Source organism: Kitasatospora sp. NPDC057936 (genome assembly GCF_042887525.1).
GTDB lineage: Bacteria > Actinomycetota > Actinomycetes > Streptomycetales > Streptomycetaceae > Kitasatospora.
The window spans coordinates 89,983-103,579 of the sequence record NZ_JBHVPD010000009.1 but is presented as its reverse complement, the minus strand read 5'-3'; the positions used below and the strand labels follow the sequence as shown (position 1 = coordinate 103,579).

Below are 13,597 nucleotides of genomic sequence, written 5' to 3'. Positions count from 1 at the left end.
CAGCGGAACGGATACAACTTCCTTGCAGTGAAGGTGAGTTGAACGGAAGGAGACGCGAAAGGGGCCGGGCCATCCCCGATGGCCCGGCCCCTTTCGGAGGGACGCGCGTCAGGCGGTCGTGCCGCCGTCCACGGCCAGGGTGGCGCCGGTGACGAACGCCGCGCCGGGCGAGACGAGGTAGGCCACCGCCTCGGCGATGTCGGTGGTGGCGCCGTAGCGGCCGAGGGCGGTGCCGGCCCGCTGGAAGCCGGCCGAGGGGCCGTCGGCCGGGTTCATGTCGGTGTCGATCGGCCCGGGGCTGATCTGGTTGACGGTGATCCCGCGCGGGCCGAGGTCCCGGGCCAGTCCCCGGGTCAGGCCGAGGATCGCGGCCTTGCTGACCGCGTACGGGGTCATGCCGCCGCCCGGCACCCGTTCGCCCAGGCAGGAGCCGATGTTGACGATCCGGCCGCCCTCGGGCAGGTGGCGGGCCGCGGCCTGGGCGGTGAGCAGCGCGCCGCGGACGTTGACGTCCAGGGTGCGGTCGATGACGTCGACCGGCACATCGGTCAGGGCGGTGCCGCTGACGTCCATGTAGCCGGCGTTGTTGACGAGGATGTCGATCCGTCCGAAGTGCGCGACGGTGGCCTCGACGGCGGCGGCGGGCGCCTCGCGGTCGGCGGCGTCGGCCCGGACGGCCAGGGCCTTGCCGCCCGCGCGCTCGATCTCCGCGACGACGGCCTCGGCGGCCTCGGCGCCGCGGGTGTAGGTGAGGGCGACCCTGATGCCCGTGCCGGCGAGGCGGCGGGCGATCTCGGCGCCGATGCCGCGGCTGGCTCCGGTGACCAGGGCGACCCGGTCGTCGGCGGTCGGCTGGGTGGCGGTGTCAGACATGGGACGGCCTTTCGGAGGACTCGGAGGAGGGCGCGGAGGAGGGCGCGGACACGGCGGGAGCGCCGGGACCGGCCGTGCGGCGCAGCAGTTCGGGCACCAGCGTCAGCAGCCCGAGCACGGCCATGGCCGCGCCCGTCCACAGCGGGGCGCGCAGCCCCCAGTGCGAGACGCCGATCCCGCCGACCCAGGAGCCGACGACGACGCCGAGGGTGATGAAGGAGGTGTGGACGGTGTTGACCAGCGGGCGGTCGTTGGCGGTGCGCATGACGCGGGTGACCATCGCCGGGTTCATCGTCACGCCGACCAGCCCGATGCCGGTCATGGCGGCCAGGGCGACGGCCGCGTCGGCGGCGCCGAGCGCGAAGACCGTCAGGAACACGGTGTTCAGGGCCAGGCCCGTGCCGAGCACCGTCAGGGTGTGCCGGTCGGCGAGGCGCCCGACGACGGCGTTGCCGATGACGGTCGCGGCGCCGTAGAGGACCAGCAGCAGCGGGACGGTGCCCGCGGCGAAGCCGGTGACGTCGGTGAGGATCGGCACGAAGTACGAGAACGCGGCGAAGGTCGCGCCGATGATCAGCATGCTGGTCGCGAAGGCCGCCCACAGCCGCGCGTTGCGGAAGGCCCCCAGCTCGGCGCGGACGGAACCGCCGGAGCCGCCGGCCCCGTCGGACTCCTCCTTGGCCAGTGCCGGGACCGCGCCGAGGGTGACGGCGAGGGCCAGCGCGGCCAGGGCGGCGACCGCCCAGAAGGCGAACCGCCAGCCGTAGTGCTCGCCGGCCAGCTGGGACAGCGGCAGGCCCAGCACGGTGCCGACCATCAGGCCGCCGAGCACGATCGAGGTGGCCCGGCCGCGCACCTCGGGACCGGTGACGCGCACGCAGATGGCGAGCGCGACGCCGAAGAAGGCGCCGGAGGCGGCCCCGGTGACGAGGCGGGCGACGACCATCAGGGCGTAGCCGTCGGCGAGGGCGCCGAGCGCCTGCCCGGCGAGGAAGACGGCGTACAGGCAGATCAGGGCGGTCTTCTGGCGCAGTCGCAGGAGACCGGCGGTCAGCAGCGGGCCGCCGATGGCCATGGCCGCGGCGTAGACCGAGACCAGGTAGCCGATCTGGGGGATGCCGGCACCGAGGTCCTCGGACAGCTGCGGCATCAGGCCGGCCACCAGGAACTCGCTGGTCACCATGGTGAAGATGCCCAGGCCCAGGACGTAGATCGCGAAGGGCACGGCTCAGACCTCGACAGTCTCGACGGTGTGGGACGGGCCGCCGACCACGACGGCCCCCGCGGCCTGGAACGACCCCAGGGACTCGGCGATCGCCTTGGCCCGCGGGTTGTCGGCCGGATCGAAGACCGGGATCGGCTCGCCCGGCCGGGCGTCGACGCCGGCCTGGAGGAAGAACTCCTCGAAGCCGCTGGGCGTGAAGATCAGCAGCTGCTTGGCGGCGTGCAGGCCCTTGTTGCGGAAGCGGTGGACGGTCCCCTTGGGGACGAAGACGAAGTCGCCCGCGCGGACGTCGTAGGTCTGCCCGTCCGCGAAGAACTCCAGCTCGCCTTCGAGGAGGTAGAAGGCCTCGTCCTCGTTGCGGTGGTCATGGGCCGGCGGCCCGCCGCCGGGCGGCACGGAGGCCTCCAGCAGCGTGATCGTCCCGCCGGACTGCGCGGTGTCGACCTTGACGGTGTAGACGTCGCCGTTGAGCCAGACCGAGGGGCCCTGGCCGGCGGGGATGTGCAGGACCTTGCCGAGGGCCGGCGGGTGGTCGCTGCGGAGCTGTTCGTTGAGTGACATGGCGTACGGGAACCTCAGGACGCGGGGACGGGGACGGAAGCCTGTACGGGTACGGAGGGCTGGACGGGAGGGACGGGCGCGGGGGTGAGCGGGTGCGCCAGTCGGGCGCCGTCCGGCAGCTGCCCGGTGCGGGCGGGCGCGACCTCCTGCCCGTCGCACTCGGTGGTCAGCACCTCCAGCCAGCCGTCGGCGCAGCCGACGAACACCCGCCCCCGCTCGCCGTGCACGACGAGCCCGGGCACGGGCGCCCGGTCGGGCGCGCCGGCCGGCGCCGGGTCGGCGGACAGGACGCGCACCCGTCTGCCGGCCTCGTCGGCGGTCCAGGCGCCCGGCGAGCGGTAGCCGGCCCGGACGTGCCGGTCGACGACGGCGAGCGGGGCGCGCAGGTCCAGGCGCAGGTCGTCGTCCGAGGGCCGGCCGAAGTACGAGCGCAGCGCCGGGTCCTGGGCGATCGGGCGGTAGCCGCGCTCGGCCAGCTGCGGGATGAGCTCCAGCAGCATCAGCACGTTGGCCCGCTCCTGGGCGGTGCGCAGGTCCAGCGCGGTCTCCCGGCCGGTCAGCGGCACCTGGTGCTGCATGATCAGGTCGCCGCTGTCGAGGACGGGCGCCATCTCGATGGCGGAGACGGCCGACTCGGTGGCGCCCTCGCGGATCATCCAGTAGAAGGGCGCGAGGCCGGCGAAGGCGGGCAGCGGCGAGGGGTGGAAGTTGACGGCGGTGACCCGGGGCACCGACAGCAGCCGCTCGCGCAGGATCTGCTGGAAGTTGGCGACGACGAAGTAGTCGGCCTCGTAGCCCTCCAGCTCCTCGACGAACTCCGGCCGGTTGACCGACAGCGGCCGCAGGACCGGCACCCCGAGCGCCGCGCCCTGGGTGACCAGGTCCACCTGCTCGGGGTCGTCGGTGAAGTACGAGCAGCGCTTGCCGTGCGGGGAGGTGACCACGGCGACGAGGTCGACCTGGGGGTGGCCGTGCAGCATGCTCAGGAACGGCGAGCCGAGCTTGGAGTTGACTTCCGAGAACAGGACGACGCGGATGCGGTCCATGGGTCGGGAAACCTCTCTGTGTCTGGCTGTGCGGGGCAGGGACGTTCGGGGTGGCGCGGGCCGGCCTGGAAGGGTCGGTGGCGCGGGCCGGCCTAGAAGAACGGGCTCGTCGACTTCCCGCCCAGCAGCACGTTGCCGGTGAGCTGGAGGATCGAGTCCTGGGCGACGGCGTGCTGGTTCATCGTCCAGGCGTCGCGCAGCCAGCGGTCCAGCGGCGAGGGCTTGTAGACGGAGGAGCCGCCGACCAGGTCGAACAGGGTCTGCACGATGTCGCGGGCGGTGCGGAAGGCGTGCCGGCGGGCGATGGCGGTGGCCACCCTGGCGTCGTCGGTCAGCTCGGCGCCGCCGGTCAGCGCGTCCCACTGGCGCTCCAGGCTCGCGTACACGCCGGAGCGGGCGGCCAGCAGCTCGCCCTCCAGGCGGGCGATGGTGCTCTGGACGCGGTGGTCCTGCGCCCACGGGGTGCCGGTCTCCCGGTCGGTGCGGTGGGCGGCCAGCTCCCGCACGTGGTCCAGCGCGGCGCGGGCCATGCCGAGCGGGATGCCGGACATCTTGCGCAGGATGGTGTCGGGGCTGGCGTGCAGCGGGCCGGTGCGGCGCGGGTCGGAGAAGCTGAAGGAGCGCTCCTCGGGGACGAACAGGTCCTCGCAGGAGTAGTCCTGGCTGCCGGAGCCGGCCAGGCCGGTGGTGTGCCAGGTGTCGTGGAAGGTGTAGGCCGCCGGCTTGGAGACCAGCACCCGCCAGTGGGTGGGCTCGCCGCTGACCGGGTCGGGCTCGGGGGTGCCGTCCTCGTCGACGATCAGGCAGCCGGCGCCGAGCCAGTCGCAGTGGGCCGAGCCGGAGCCGAACTTCCAGCGGCCGGTGAGGCGGTAGCCGCCCTCGACGCGCACGGCGCGGCCCTGCGGGTAGATCCAGCCGGAGTTGGCGAGGTCGAGGGTCGGGTACATCTCGCGGGCCACGTCGTCGTCGAGGTAGCCGGAGTAGATGCCGGAGTCCATGCCGATCATGGCGCACCACGCGGTGGAGGCGTCGCCGGTGGCGAGGATCTCGATCAGTTCGCACTGCTGCATCGAGGTGAGCTCGGGGCCGCCCCAGGTCTTGGGCATGGCGGCGCGGAAGACGCCGCCGTCGCGCAGCAGGTCGACGATGTCGGCGGGCAGGGTGCGGTTCTGCTCGATGCGGGCGCCGGCCTCGCGCAGCTGCGGGACGAGGGTGCGGGCGTGCGCGAGGATCGCCTCGGCGGTGTCGGGGACGACGGTGGTGGTCACGGTGGTGCTCATCGTGGAGGTCCTTCGGGAGTTGACGGTGATCAGAGGTAACGGCCGGGCGCGAACGTGCCGTTGGGGTCGACGAGGCGCGCGACGTCCAGGACCAGCGCGGCGTTCTCGGCGTCCGGGGCGTGCTCGCGGCCCCAGCCGCCGTGCGCGGAGTCCAGCCGGTACGGCGCCCAGCCGGCCGCGGCGAAGAGCGCGTAGGCCCGGTCGAGCGCGCGGTGCGCGGCCTCGGCCTGGGTGGCCCGGTCGAACGGGAAGGAGACGACGAGGTCGATGACGTCGGCGTCGAGGGCGTTGACGGTGGCGCCGGGGCGGATCCCGGTCTCCTCGTGCACGGTGTCGAGGAGGGCCAGGGCGCGGGCGGTGTCGGCGCCGGTGAAGGGGATCAGCGGCAGGAAGAAGATCCAGCCCTTGCCCTCGGCGTCGACGAGGTCGGCGCGGGTGCCGGTGGCGGAGGCGAGCATGTCCTCGTTGAACTCCACCGAGCCGGAGTACGCGGCCTGGACGACCTTGGACACGGTGTCGTCCGCGGCCGGCTCCTCCCCCGCCGCGATCCGGCCGAACAGGCCCGCGGCACGGGCCTCTTCGACCAGCGCCCCGGCGAGCGCGTCGAGCGTGCCGGCGGTGGCGTCCACGCACACGTGGGCGAGGTAGCCGTGGCCGCCCTCGCCGCCGTAGGTGGCGGTGGAAGCGGTGTCGTAGATCTTCACGACGCCCGACACCACGTTCCCGGCCCGCCAGCGGCGGATGAGGTCCACGGCCGCGGGCAGCTCCTCCCGGCCGAAGGAGAGCCGGACCACGCGCTGCGCCTCGGGGCGCGGCAGCAGCCGGACGACAGCGGCGGTGATCACGGCGAGCGGCGACTGGGTGAACAGGTGCAGCGTGCTCGGCCCCAGGCCGTACGGGTTGACGGCTCGTCCGGCGGAGGTGCCGGGCCACCAGCCGGTGCGCACCAGGCGGCCGTCGGGGAGCACCGCTTCGAGGCCGAGGAGGTCCTCGGTGCGCTGGCGGCGCAGGCCCACGCCCCGGTCGACGAGGTTGCCGAGCAGCGAGGTGTGGCCGGAGGAGGCGGTGACGTTGAGCATCCGGGCGGTGCCGGCGAGCCGGGCGGCGAGGACGGCCTGGGTGACGCCCGGCTCGACGACCGCGTAGCCGGCCTCGACGTCGAGGTCGCGGACGGCGTCGAGGCGGTCGAGTTCGAGGCGGACCACCGGGCCGACGGCCGGTTCCTTGGAGCCCAGGCCCCAGTTGCGGCCGGTGGAGACGGCGTGCAGGCCGGGCAGGCCGGCCCGGGCGCCGCCGTGCTCGTCGAAGGCGCGGACGACGGACCGCACCTCCTCGGCGCTGCCCGGGCGCAGGACGGCGTTCAGGGCGCGGGCGGCGAAGGCGGAGACGTTGGCCTCGGCCGGCAGGAGCGCGGCCGGGTCCGCGGAGCGGACGACGTGGTCGGGTCCGATGGCGGCGGCGACGGTGTCCAGGACCGCTTCGAGCGCGGTGCGGGAGGCGGTTTCGGGCATGGCTGGTCCTCGGAAGGTGCGTGCGCGGGCACGGAGGGGTGACGGAGAGGAGGGGGAAGGGCTCAGGCCGCGGGCTTGGTCGGGGCGGCGCCGCCCAGGTAGACGGCGACGGGCCGGCCGGGGCGGTCCCAGGACAGGTGCGCCAGCACCCGCAGGGTGCGGGGCGGGGCTCCGGCGAAGGCGGCGTCCTGCGCGCAGAGGGCGGGCAGGTCCCAGCCGGCCTCGTGCAGGACGAGCGCGGGATTGGTGGCGGTGAGGTCCGGGGTCATGGTGAACACGAGGCTCACCAGGTCCGCCCGGTCGAGGTGGTTGGCGGCCAGCAGGCCGGCGAGCAGGTCCTCGGTGGCGCGGGTGAGGGCGGGCACGGTGTCGGCGGGCACGGCGATGCCGCCGCGGACGGCGAGCGTACGGATCGTGCGGGTCGTACGGGTCGCGCCGGTCCTACGGGTCGCGCCGGTCGTACGGGTCGCGCCGGTCGTACGGATCATGCGAATCGTACGGATCGTGCCGGGAATGCCCTCGCCCTCGGCCGGGCTCAACTCCCGTCCGCGGAAGCGGAGGTGAAGCGCCCCTGGTGGAAGACCAGGGCGTCCTGCGGCTCCTCGGTACAGGTGGCGTGCAGCACCCGGGCGAGGAACAGGTCGTGGTCGCCGCCGGGGAAGGTGTCCTCGACCTCGCAGGCCAGCGAGGCCAGGGCGCCTGGGAGCACGTCGTGCCCCTCGGCAGTGCGGTCGAGGTAGGCGCCCAGACCGGGCCCGGCGGGCTTCTCCCGGGAGGCGAACAGCTTGGCCACGTCGCCCTGGTGGGCGGCGAGCAGGTGGATGCCGAGCCGGCGGCTGGCGGTGATCACGGGGTGCGCGCGGGCGGTCCGCATGACCGAGACCAGGACGCGCGGCGGGTCGAGCGAGATCGAGGTGAAGGAATTGACCGTCATGGCGACGGCGGTGTCCTCGCGGCCGCTGCTGAGGACGGTGACCCCAGTGGGATAGCGGCGCATGACGTCCCGCAGGTCCGCGGACTGTCCGCGGGCACGGGTGATGGACGGTGAAGGCATGACTCCCCCTTCGCACGGTAGTGCGAATCTTGTTGCTGCCTAAACGCTAGCGCGACTTGTGAACGCTGATAGCTTTTCTAACATAGATCTCGCCACGTTGGTCAAGCGCCGGTCAAGCGCGACCACCCCGAAGAACCGCTTCGACGAGGGAGAACCGTGACCTCTTCACCTGCCCGAAACGCCCAAGCCGCACTCCGTTCACGCCACTTGGCGATGCTGGCACTCGGCGGGGTGATCGGCGCCGGGCTGTTCGTCGGCTCCGGCGCCGGGCTCGCGGCAGCCGGTCCGGCCGTGCTGGTCTCCTACCTGCTGGCCGCCGTGCTAGCGCTCGCGGTCATGCGCATGCTCGGCGAACTCGCCGCCGCACTACCGGAGTCGGGCTCCTTCTCGGTCTACGCGCGTCGCGCGCTGGGACCGTGGGCCGGCTTCACCACCGGCTGGCTGTACACCTGGGTGACCGCCGTGGCCATCGCCGTCGAGGCCCTGGCGGCTGCGGCGATCCTGCACGCGTGGTGGCCGGCCGTCCCCTCCTGGGCGTTCGCCCTCGCCGCGATGACGCTCTTCACCACCGTCAACACCACCGACGTCCGGACCTTCGGCGAGGCCGAGTTCTGGTTCGCCTCGCTCAAGGTCCTCGCGATCGTCGCGTTCATCGCCCTCGGCGCCGCCGCCCTCCTCGGCGTGCTGCCCGGCGCCGGCTCACCGGGCCTCTCCCACCTCACCGGTGACGGCGGGTTCGCCCCCAACGGCCTGTCCGGGATCGTCACGGCGCTGCTCGGCGTCGTCTTCGCGTTCGGCGGCATGGAGGTCATCGGCATGGCCGCCGCCGAGTCCCGGGACCCGGGCCGCAGCATCCGCACCGCGGTGCGCTCCGCGATCTGGCGGATCGCCCTGTTCTACCTGGGCTCGGTGGCCGTCCTGGTCCTGCTGCTGCCGTGGCGCGACGCCCGCCCCGACGAGAGCCCGTACGTCGCCGCGCTCGGCCGGCTCGGCATCCCGCACGCCGGCGTCGTCACCCAGGCCGTGATCGTCGTGGCCCTGCTCTCGGCCCTCAACGCGAACCTGTACGGCACCTCGCGCATGCTGCACTCCCTCGCCGAACGCGGCGACGCCCCGGGCGCGTTGGCCCGCCGCACCCGGCGGGGCGTACCGGCCCGCGCGGTGGCCGCCGCCTCCGCCGTCGGCTTCGCCGCCGTCGTCCCCGAGGCGCTCTCCCCCGGCACGGCCCTGCCGCTGCTCGCGAAGGCGATGGGCGCGGCGATGCTCTTCATGTGGCTGGCGGTCGCCTGCTCGCACCTGGTCCTGCGCCGCTCCCTCGAAGCCGCCGGCCGGCTCCCGCTCCGCACCCGGGGCTTCCCCGCCACGACCCGCGCGGTCATCGCCGCGATCGCGGCCCTGATGCTGCTGATGACGGCCTCGGCCGGGACCCGCCCCCAACTCCTGACCTCCGCAGCCCTCACAGCCGCCCTGGCCCTCACCGGCGCGGCCCTCTCCCGCCGCCGCGCCCAGTCCCAGGCCCCGGCAGCAACAGCAACAGCAACAGCAACAGCAACAGCAACAGCAACAGCGGAGACCCGCGCCACTCCGTAACGCGTCGCCCAGTGACAAGTCGCCCACGAGCAAAGGCGGGCGGACCCCCGACCAGGGGTCCGCCCGCCCGCGAGCTGCCGGACGACTACTCCACCGTCACGCTCTTCGCCAGGTTGCGCGGCTTGTCGACGTCGCGGCCGAGGGCCACCGCCGCGTGGTAGGCGAGGAGCTGGAGCGGGATGTTGAGGAGCAGCGGGTCGAGCTCGGGCTCGCTCTTGGGGACGAGGATGCAGTGGTCGGCGAGCTTGTCCTCGGGGCGCCGGTGGGCGACCGCGATGACGCGGCCGGAGCGGGCCTTGATCTCGCCGAGGGTGGTGAGGTTCTTGTCGAGGAGCTCGTCGTCCGGGACGAGGGCGACGGTCGGCAGCTCGGGGCTGATCAGCGCCAGCGGGCCGTGCTTCAGCTCGCTCGCCGGATAGGCCTCGGCGTGGACGTACGAGATCTCCTTGAGCTTCTGCGCGCCCTCGCGCGCCACCGGGTAGCCGCGGACCCGGCCGATGAACATCATCCCGGCCGACTTGGCGTACTCGGCGGCGAGTTCGGCGATCGCGTCGCTCTGGTCGAGCACCTCGCGGATCTGGTCCGGCAGCGCCTTGAGCGCGGAGACGATGCGCCGGCCGTCGGCGGGCGAGAGGTCGTGGATGCGACCGAAGTGCAGGGCCAGCAGCGCGAAGGCGACGACCGTCGAGGTGAAGGCCTTGGTCGAGGCGACCGAGATCTCCGGCCCCGCGTGCAGGTAGATGCCGCCGTCGCACTCGCGGGCGATCGCGCTGCCGACGGTGTTGACGACGCCGAGGACGCGGCCGCCCTTGCGCTTGATCTCCTGGACGGCGGCCAGCGTGTCGTAGGTCTCGCCGGACTGGCTGACGGCCACGTACAGGGTGTCGGCCTCGATCACCGGGTTGCGGTAGCGGAACTCGGAGGCGGGCTCGCTGTGCGCGGGGACGCGGGAGAGCTCCTCGATCAGCTGGGCGCCCATCTCGCCGGCGTAGTAGGCGGAGCCGCAGCCGAGGATCTTGACCCGGCGGATCTCGCGCAGTTCGCGGGCGTCGAGGTTGAGGCCGCCGAGGTGGGCGGTGGCGAAGCGCTCGTCGAGGCGGCCGCCGAGGGTGCGCTCGACGGAGCCGGGCTGCTCGTGGATCTCCTTGAGCAGGAAGTGCTCGAAGCCGCCGGTGTCGTAGGAGTCGATCTCCCAGTCGACGGTGGACGGCTGGCGGTGGGTGGTGCGGGCGTCCTCGGTGAAGGTGCGGAAGCCGTCCGCTCGGACGACGGCGAGCTCGCCGTCCTCCAGGTGCACGACCTGGCGGGTGTAGCGGACGAGGGCGGAGACGTCGGAGGCGGCGAACATCTCCTTCTCGCCGATGCCGAGGACGATCGGGCTGCCGTTGCGGGCGACGACGATGCGGTCGGGCTGCTCGGCGTCCAGGACGGCGATGCCGTAGGTGCCGACGACCTTGCCGAGGGCGGCGCGGACGGCCTCCTCCAGCTCGACGCCCTCGGCGGCGTGCGCGGCGATGAGGTGGGAGAGCACCTCGGTGTCGGTCTCGGAGCGGAAGACGGCGCCGTCGGCGGTGAGCCGGGCGCGCAGCTCGTCGGCGTTCTCGATGATGCCGTTGTGGACGACGGCGATGCGCTCGGCGTTGTCGAAGTGCGGGTGGGCGTTCTCGTCGCTGGGGACGCCGTGGGTGGCCCAGCGGGTGTGGCCGATGCCGGTGGTGCCCTTGAAGCGGGCGGGGACGGCGGCGGCGAGGTCGGCGACCCGGCCCTTGACCTTGCGGAGCTTGATGCCGCCGGTGCGGCCGGCGACGGCGACACCGGCCGAGTCGTAGCCGCGGTACTCCAGCCGGGCGAGGCCTTCGAGCAGGAAGGGGGTCGCGTCCTTGGGGCCGATGTAGGCCACGATTCCGCACATGACGGGCTCCTCCATGGAGTTGGTGTCGGCTCAGCCGTAGACGATGCGGCGCAGCTGGCGCGCCGAGAGCTCCGGTGCCGCGACGCGGCGGGCCGGGAGCTCCTCGGCGAGCCGGGCGAAGATCCGTTCGTTGGTCAGTCCCCGCGCCTGGAGCTCACCGTGGCGGCGGCGGACGTACTCCTCGGTGGTCTCGGAGAAGTACGCCAGGACCTCCGCCACGACCCGCGCCGCCTCCCGGGGCCCGAGGGGGCTGGTCCGGGTGAGGTGGGCGACGAGGTCGTCATGAGGGTGGGGTGAGCTCGGCACGGAGGAAGACATTAGGCGGACGACGACCCGGAAGCCAAAGTTTCTGCCCGGAATCGGGCAGACATTCCGACTTTCGGCCCAGGCAACCATGCGGAACCCTTCCCTTCACCTTTTCGACACACCCTTGTCGCTCACCCGGACGCCACGTAGCGTGACCCTCTCCACACGTAGCGGAAGACCGGAGGCTTGCTGATGTGCGGCATCACCGGATGGGTCGCCTTCGACCGCGACCTCACCGCCGACCGGAACGACCAGCGCGAAACCGCCCGCAGCGTCCTCGACGCCATGACGGCCACCCAGATCTGCCGCGGTCCGGACGCGGGCGGGGTGCACCTGGAGCGCCACGCCGCGATCGGGCACCGCCGCCTCGCGGTGATCGACGTCGAGGGCGGCGTCCAGCCGATGACCGTCGAGCACGACGGCCGGCTGCTGGCCGCCCTCACCTACAGCGGCGAGGTCTACAACCACGACGAGCTCCGCGCGGAGCTGCGGGCGGCCGGCCACCGCTTCCGCACCCGCAGCGACACCGAGGTCGTGCTGCGCGCCTACCTGGAGTGGGGCGAGCACCTGGCCGAGCGCCTGAACGGCATGTTCGCCTTCGCGATCTGGGACGCCCGGCACGAGGAGCTGCTGCTGGTGCGCGACCGCATGGGCGTCAAGCCGCTGCACTACCACGCCACGGCGGACGGCGTGGTGTTCGGCTCCGAGGTGAAGTCCCTGCTCGCCCACCCGTCCGTCCGGCCGGTCGTGGACCTCGACGGGCTGCGCGAGATCCTCGCCTTCTGCCGCACCCCGGGCATCACCCCCTACCGCGGCATCGCCGAGGTCCGCCCCGGCCACGTCGTCCGCGTGCGCCGCGAGGGGATCACCGTGCGCCGCTACTGGGCGCTGGAGGCGCGCGAGCACACCCACAACCTGGACACCACCGTCGCGACCGTCCGCGCCCTGCTCGACGACATCGTGCACCGCCAGCTCGACTCCGACGTACCGCTGTGCTCCCTGCTGTCCGGCGGCCTGGACTCCAGCGCCGTCACCGCCCTGGCGGCGGGCGTGCTGAGCCGGGCCGGCGCCGGCCCGATCCGCTCCTTCTCCGTCGACTTCGCCGGCCAGAGCGAGAACTTCCACGCCGACGCGATCCGGTCCACGCCGGACGGCCCGTACGCCCGCATGCTGGCCGAGCACGTCGGCGCCGACCACAACGTCATAGAACTGGACGCCGCCGACCTCACCGACCCCGCCCAGCGCGCCACCGTCCTGCGCGCCCGGGACCTGCCCGGCGGCTTCGCCGACATGGACGTCTCGCTCCTGCTGCTCTTCCGCGGCGTGCGCCGGCAGTCCACCGTCGCCCTGTCCGGCGAGTCCGCCGACGAGCTCTTCGGCGGCTACCCCTGGTTCCACGACCCCGACGCGATAGCCGCCGACGACTTCCCGTGGGCGCCCTACATCGAGCGCGGCCTCGCCGGCCCGGGCGCCGGCATGCGCGAGCAGCTGCTCGACGCCGACCTCCTGCGCAAGCTCGACCTGGCCGGCTACCGCCGCGCCCGCTACCGCGAGGCGCTCGCCGAGGTGCCGCACCTGCCCGGCGCGAGCCCGCTGGAACGCCGGATGCGCGAGGTCTCCTACCTCAACCTGACCCGCTTCGTGTGCCTGCTCCTCGACCGCAAGGACCGGATGAGCATGGCCAACGGGCTGGAGGTGCGGGTGCCGTTCTGCGACCACCGGCTCGTCCAGTACGTCTTCAACACGCCGTGGGCGATGAAGAGCTTCGACGGCCGGGAGAAGAGCCTCCTGCGCGCCGCCGTCCGGGACGTGCTGCCGGACGAGATCGCCGACCGGGTGAAGAGCCCGTACCCCGTCACCGCCGACCCGCACTACCCGGCGCTGCTGCTCGCCGAACTCGCCGAACTCGCCGCCGAGGGCAAGTCCCCGGTGCTCGGCCTGCTCGACCGGCGGCGGCTGAACGACGCGCTCGCCCCCGGGACCGACCCGCAGTCGGTGCGGCTCGGCGTCGACCTCGCGCTGGACCTCGCCACCTGGCTGACGGAGTACCAGGTGTCGCTGGAGATCTGAGCGTTCCCTCCCCCGCGCGGCGCAGCGGAGCCCCCGGGCCGGCTGCGCCGTCGGGGCGGGCCCCGGCGGCCCCACGGGACCGTCCCGCGCGGGGCGGGGACCGGACGGTGCGGTAGCGTCGCCGACACTCCCGGATGGCGGGCGAAAACGCGGACTGCGGCCGCTTCGC

Annotated in this window: 12 protein-coding genes; 2 read left to right on the top strand and 10 right to left on the bottom strand. The window is 73.5% G+C overall.

From position 1 onward, the window contains the following. Positions 1-108: 108 nt before the first annotated feature. From ACFVU9_RS07645 to ACFVU9_RS07610, 8 genes are all read right to left on the bottom strand, one after another. Entirely contained in the window at positions 109-873 is a 765-nt protein-coding gene (locus ACFVU9_RS07645) for an SDR family NAD(P)-dependent oxidoreductase (RefSeq protein ID WP_380443683.1), read from the bottom strand. Further along, on the bottom strand, positions 866-2,098 hold the full coding sequence (locus tag ACFVU9_RS07640) for an MFS transporter (RefSeq protein ID WP_387590987.1): 1,233 nt from the start codon (positions 2,096-2,098) through the stop codon (positions 866-868). The genes ACFVU9_RS07645 and ACFVU9_RS07640 overlap by 8 nt, the downstream gene beginning before the upstream one ends. A gap of 3 nt (positions 2,099-2,101) precedes the next feature. Next, positions 2,102-2,659, bottom strand: coding sequence for a quercetin 2,3-dioxygenase (locus ACFVU9_RS07635; protein ID WP_380443687.1), 558 nt, complete (start codon positions 2,657-2,659; stop codon positions 2,102-2,104). Between the two features lie 14 nt (positions 2,660-2,673). Continuing rightward, complete coding sequence (locus tag ACFVU9_RS07630) at positions 2,674-3,705, bottom strand: methionyl-tRNA formyltransferase (protein WP_387590984.1); 1,032 nt, start codon at positions 3,703-3,705, stop codon at positions 2,674-2,676. Between the two features lie 92 nt (positions 3,706-3,797). Beyond that, positions 3,798-4,985 (bottom strand): acyl-CoA dehydrogenase family protein, encoded by a 1,188-nt coding sequence (locus ACFVU9_RS07625; RefSeq protein WP_380443691.1) that lies wholly within the window; start codon positions 4,983-4,985, stop codon positions 3,798-3,800. A gap of 29 nt (positions 4,986-5,014) precedes the next feature. Continuing rightward, positions 5,015-6,496: an FAD-binding oxidoreductase gene (locus tag ACFVU9_RS07620; RefSeq protein WP_387590982.1), complete on the bottom strand. Its 1,482-nt coding sequence runs from the start codon at positions 6,494-6,496 to the stop codon at positions 5,015-5,017. A 62-nt stretch (positions 6,497-6,558) separates the two neighbouring features. Beyond that, the gene (locus ACFVU9_RS07615) at positions 6,559-6,984 is read right to left on the bottom strand and encodes a chorismate mutase (protein WP_387590980.1); all 426 of its coding nucleotides are present in this window, start codon (positions 6,982-6,984) and stop codon (positions 6,559-6,561) included. 47 nt (positions 6,985-7,031) lie between these two features. Further along, positions 7,032-7,550, bottom strand: a complete 519-nt coding sequence (locus ACFVU9_RS07610; RefSeq protein ID WP_380503212.1) for a flavin reductase family protein — start codon at positions 7,548-7,550, stop codon at positions 7,032-7,034. Between the two features lie 213 nt (positions 7,551-7,763). On the opposite strand from ACFVU9_RS07610, the gene ACFVU9_RS07605 reads away from it, so the two are divergent. Further along, positions 7,764-9,140: an amino acid permease gene (locus tag ACFVU9_RS07605; protein WP_387591099.1), complete on the top strand. Its 1,377-nt coding sequence runs from the start codon at positions 7,764-7,766 to the stop codon at positions 9,138-9,140. 85 nt (positions 9,141-9,225) lie between these two features. Here ACFVU9_RS07605 and glmS read toward each other — a convergent pair whose 3' ends face one another. Together glmS and ACFVU9_RS07595 are read right to left on the bottom strand one after the other, a co-directional pair. Continuing rightward, positions 9,226-11,052 (bottom strand): glutamine--fructose-6-phosphate transaminase (isomerizing), encoded by a 1,827-nt coding sequence (gene glmS / locus ACFVU9_RS07600; protein WP_380443699.1) that lies wholly within the window; start codon positions 11,050-11,052, stop codon positions 9,226-9,228. Positions 11,053-11,082: 30 nt separating this feature from the next. Next, complete coding sequence (locus ACFVU9_RS07595; protein WP_380443701.1) at positions 11,083-11,370, bottom strand: hypothetical protein; 288 nt, start codon at positions 11,368-11,370, stop codon at positions 11,083-11,085. Positions 11,371-11,550: 180 nt separating this feature from the next. Between ACFVU9_RS07595 and asnB the strand changes: the two genes are divergently transcribed. Beyond that, complete coding sequence (gene asnB / locus ACFVU9_RS07590) at positions 11,551-13,428, top strand: asparagine synthase (glutamine-hydrolyzing) (RefSeq protein WP_380443703.1); 1,878 nt, start codon at positions 11,551-11,553, stop codon at positions 13,426-13,428. Positions 13,429-13,597: the final 169 nt, after the last annotated feature.

Bases quoted from the DNA above. Each gene is read 5' to 3' on its own strand.
- ACFVU9_RS07615 (WP_387590980.1), bottom strand. From the start codon at position 6,984: ATGATCCGTACGACCGGCGCGACCCGTACGACCGGCGCGACCCGTAGG.
- ACFVU9_RS07635 (WP_380443687.1), bottom strand. From the start codon at position 2,659: ATGTCACTCAACGAACAGCTCCGCAGCGACCACCCGCCGGCCCTCGGC.
- ACFVU9_RS07595 (WP_380443701.1), bottom strand. From the start codon at position 11,370: ATGTCTTCCTCCGTGCCGAGCTCACCCCACCCTCATGACGACCTCGTC.
- glmS (WP_380443699.1), bottom strand. From the start codon at position 11,052: ATGTGCGGAATCGTGGCCTACATCGGCCCCAAGGACGCGACCCCCTTC.
- ACFVU9_RS07625 (WP_380443691.1), bottom strand. From the start codon at position 4,985: ATGAGCACCACCGTGACCACCACCGTCGTCCCCGACACCGCCGAGGCG.
- ACFVU9_RS07630 (WP_387590984.1), bottom strand. From the start codon at position 3,705: ATGGACCGCATCCGCGTCGTCCTGTTCTCGGAAGTCAACTCCAAGCTC.
- asnB (WP_380443703.1), top strand. From the start codon at position 11,551: ATGTGCGGCATCACCGGATGGGTCGCCTTCGACCGCGACCTCACCGCC.
- ACFVU9_RS07605 (WP_387591099.1), top strand. From the start codon at position 7,764: ATGCTGGCACTCGGCGGGGTGATCGGCGCCGGGCTGTTCGTCGGCTCC.
- ACFVU9_RS07645 (WP_380443683.1), bottom strand. From the start codon at position 873: ATGTCTGACACCGCCACCCAGCCGACCGCCGACGACCGGGTCGCCCTG.
- ACFVU9_RS07610 (WP_380503212.1), bottom strand. From the start codon at position 7,550: ATGCCTTCACCGTCCATCACCCGTGCCCGCGGACAGTCCGCGGACCTG.
- ACFVU9_RS07620 (WP_387590982.1), bottom strand. From the start codon at position 6,496: ATGCCCGAAACCGCCTCCCGCACCGCGCTCGAAGCGGTCCTGGACACC.